Genomic DNA, 4,142 nt, shown 5'->3' with positions numbered 1-4,142 from the left:
CCGCTATTTATCACTATAAATGTGTCTCTAACGGTATTATAATTTCAATGGGTAAAAAATACCACTGTGCAGATAATATTGTTATAGAAAGTTTTCATTCATTACTTAAGAAAGCTACAATCCATAATAAAATATATAATTCACATGAAGAATATATACAAGATGTTATAAAATGAAATACATGATATTCAAATCGTAAAGAAAAAGATATAATAAAAAAAATAGTAAATACTTTTTATTAGTACTTACTAAAATGGGTGCAGTCTATCAGTTTGTTCATCATTTAGCACCAAGCGATTTAAACGATTATGATGATTTAATTTCAGCTAGTGGAAGATTAAACCAATATCAAAGAGATATTATCGCTAGTGAACCAACGGGGTTGTGTTTGTTTACAATTGGGAGTAATCAACGTACAATTATAAATATTAAAACAAATCCAATTGAAATTAAAGCAATTGGTAATAACCGCGAAAAAGGAGAATTAGGAGCACAAAAATAAAAGCAGAAAGAAGGAAAACACAAAATGAAAAAACTAATAAGCATATTAGTTTTAGTTAGTTTAACTACAACCACAGCAAGCGGTGTTATTGCTTGTGATTCAAAAAAAGCAATATCAACAATAAACACAAAAAGAATACCAAAGATAAAAACATTACAACCAGAAAAAGTTGAAGAAAAAACAGAAAACTTAATGCTACAACAAACAAATTTAGTAAGAAATAAAAGAAATATTAATTTTGAAAAAGAATTAGATGTTTATCAAAAAATGAAAAAATCAATAACTAATTTTGATAATATAAAAAGTAAAATAATTTCATTTTTTAAAGATAATTATAATAAATATTATTTTATAACAGATGACGGATTATATATTTTAAACAAGAAAAATAATAAAATAATAAAAATTAATAATATTAATAGTTCTAATATTTGATATGCTAATTTTGATTCAAAAAATAATCTTTATTTTGCAATGTATAGTGTTTCATTTGGTTCTAGTGGTGGTGCAGTATATGTGTTAAAAAATGGTGAAAATACTGCACAAAAAATTAACGGAATAAATGAACGTATTTTTAATATTATGATTGATAATAATAACAATGTTTATTTTGATTCAAATAATGGTTTATATATTTTAAAAAATGGTGAAAATACTGTATTTTTATGTGAATATCTTAAAAAATATGGCTTTTATAAAAAAACATTAGGGTTTGATGAAAAAAATAATTTATATTTTACAACTTTGGATAATACATATGTTTTAAAAAGTAATGTAGATATACCAACTAAAATAAATAATTTAACTAGTTATGTTAATTTTTTTGTTGTTAATGAAAATAACAATGTTTATTTTGGAACAAATAATGGTGCTTTTGTATTAAAACAAGGGGAAGCAACAGCTACAAAAATAAATGAAATAAAATTTTTAAATAAAGATGATAAAGTAAATTATATTTGATTTGATAAAAAATATATTTATATTGGTTGTTTATATCAAACATACATTTTAGATTATAATTATAAAATTATAAAATTAATTCCTAGTTCACATTGTCTTAGATATGATAAAAACGGTAATATTTATTTTGGATCTGGTAGAGGAATATATACGTTTAATCCAAATACAATGAAATATCAAAAAATAAAGATTAATAAACATAATAATTTGTATGATAGTGATGATGAAATTTTGAATATATATTATTTTAATAGAAATATTTATTTTATGGAATATACAAGACAAACTATTAATTTTTATAAAATTAATAGTAACGATATTGCGGAAAAAATAGATAACTTTAATAAAATATTAATTAAATAACAAAATATTTTTATTTTGATATAATTTACTTATTAAAAACATCTTTTTTTTATTTTAGGGTATAAAATTTTTTATACCCTAATAAATTAAAATTATATAATAAATAACAACCAATAAACAATTAATATCAACAAAAATTACCTAGAAAGGAACGAACCTTTATGTACAACAACACTATCGGCAAGAAAAAACAAGCAACCTTTTATCGCAACATCTCACGAAACAAGAAACTATATGGTAATTATAAACTTCAAAAAATGATGAAAATATTTTTAACAAAATACTCATCACCAAACAATCGAAATATTCAAGGAAATAATTTTTTCCCACGACAAAGCAACAAAACTTATAGTCAATATATTATTAATAACTTTAATTATTTACTAAAACAAAATACACGCCATAAAACAAATTATAAGTTATCTGTCGCACCAAATTTAAGGAAAATTTCTTTAGAAAAGTTACACAGTGGCATTGCAATTGAACAACTACGCGCTAGTAAAAACGATGTTTACAAAAATGAAAACATTGACAACAATAAAACATATCTGAATGAATATATGTTTCGTGATGAAAATAATAACTGGGTAATTAAAAAAAACAATGATTTAACTCAAGAAGATAAAATCAACATTATTAATCGCGATAACCAATGATATCGCCAACAAATCAAAGAAGCCCACGAAAAAGGGTTAAACAAGTCTATTACAGTAAAATCTATTGTCAAAGCTGACAATGTAATTACTTTTACAAGAACCAGTTTACTAAAACAAGGAATGACACCCACAAATGTTGATATTATCCAAAAAGAATGAATTACCACTGTTAAAAATTATCTAATTAAAGATTTGAGCGACGATTTACGCGGAATATACTTACACACGGACGAAACAAACCCCCACTTTCATTATCATTTTCTACCACGCAATCGCGAGCAAACAATTACAAATGATATGAAAAACGGGCAAGAAAGAGTGCAAATTCATCCAAAGGGAAAAATTGGATCAAAAGGAATTATTACTAAACAACGGTTAATTAAAACAAATAATGATTTACGAGAACTATTTAATCAAAACCCAGTTTTAAAAAACATTGATTGAAGCCGATTAAGTAAATATGAACTTGCTTTAACTCGTGAAGGTCATTTTGATAACGAAGATTTACATACTTATAAACGAGTTGAAAGATTAAAAGAAACATTACCATATATTCGTCAACGCGAATATGAGAAAACTTTTAAAACAATGACAAACGACGAATTAAAAGTTTGTATAGAAAATATCAAAGAAGAAGCAAACTGAAAATTAAGTGCTATTAACAAAATCGCAAAGCAACGCGAACAAAACAAAGAACATGAATTAGAACTAACCCGCGAAATAACAAAAACAAACAAGTAAGTTTAAAATCATTGTCTGTAACGCATTGAACATTATTTTAATGATAAAGAATATGAATTCAATGTGTTATAAAGGCTTAGAAAGGAAACATAAATTATGGAAAAAAAGAATAAACATAATAACGAACTTGAATACAGTGTTAGAGAATTTAATATTATCAATTAAATTATGTTATATTAACCAAGATGTATTTTAAAATACATAACCTTTAATTTAGGTTTAAATAAAACCACCTTATTTTACTAAGGTGGTTTTATTTTTTAACAAAATATTTGAATATTTTTTAAATTTTCTATATAATAAATTTGTTAGCAATTTAATTGCTGTGACAATTTAAAAACGGAAACACAATAAATTTGAACAACGTGTGTTTCCATAGACAATTTTAACATATTTTATTTAACTTAGAATGTGTTGTATCAATTATTATAATTTTGTTTGTGGAAATGGCGGTCTGTTATTTCCCTTTTTATTTGTTTTCGCAAAGGAGTGATAAAAAAATATTTTATCGGCACATTTGTGATAGAATTAAAACAACTAAATAAAAAGAAAAATGACGTAGCAGTCATTCTTCTATACACCTATTAAGCGGTCTAAGCAACCAATTACTAGGGTCTGATATAATTTAACTGAACCGCACAGTTGTGGTGGTTCTTGGTTAAATTATAACATTTTTTAATTTTTGTGTATAGGTAGAGTGATAAAAAGTCATTCTACCTATTTTTTTATTTAATATATCAAAATAACAAAAAATTCAGTTTATATAAGACTATATTAGCGTTTAAATAATCAAAAAGAATATGATTGGGTTTGTTGGCCTACATTTTGGATAATATCAACGCTGATAAGGGGTTTAAATTCGCTCAAAACCGCAGAAAGGAGCATATGTATTATGAAATTTGAAAAAGATACTTACATTA

Annotated in this window: 3 protein-coding genes and 1 pseudogene; all 4 read left to right on the top strand. The window is 24.2% G+C overall.

Annotation, left to right across the window (positions count from 1 at the left end):
* Positions 1–242, top strand: a pseudogene (locus D9R21_RS04650) (integrase core domain-containing protein); the annotation flags it as partial.
* A gap of 11 nt (positions 243–253) precedes the next feature.
* Entirely contained in the window at positions 254–502 is a 249-nt protein-coding gene (locus tag D9R21_RS04645) for a hypothetical protein (protein ID WP_126821292.1), read from the top strand.
* Positions 503–526: 24 nt separating this feature from the next.
* A complete protein-coding gene (locus D9R21_RS04640) occupies positions 527–1,825 on the top strand; it encodes a hypothetical protein (protein WP_126821291.1) in 1,299 nt (432 codons plus the stop codon).
* A gap of 257 nt (positions 1,826–2,082) precedes the next feature.
* Positions 2,083–3,222 carry a hypothetical protein gene (locus D9R21_RS04635; RefSeq protein ID WP_126821290.1) on the top strand — a complete coding sequence of 380 codons (1,140 nt, stop codon included), beginning with the start codon at positions 2,083–2,085 and terminating at the stop codon, positions 3,220–3,222.
* Positions 3,223–4,142 lie beyond the last annotated feature (920 nt).

The sequence above is a fragment of the Spiroplasma endosymbiont of Megaselia nigra genome (assembly GCF_003987485.1).
In the GTDB taxonomy this organism is placed as follows: Bacteria; Bacillota_I; Bacilli_A; order Mycoplasmatales; family Mycoplasmataceae; genus Spiroplasma.
This window is presented reverse-complemented; position numbering and strand designations above follow the sequence as displayed.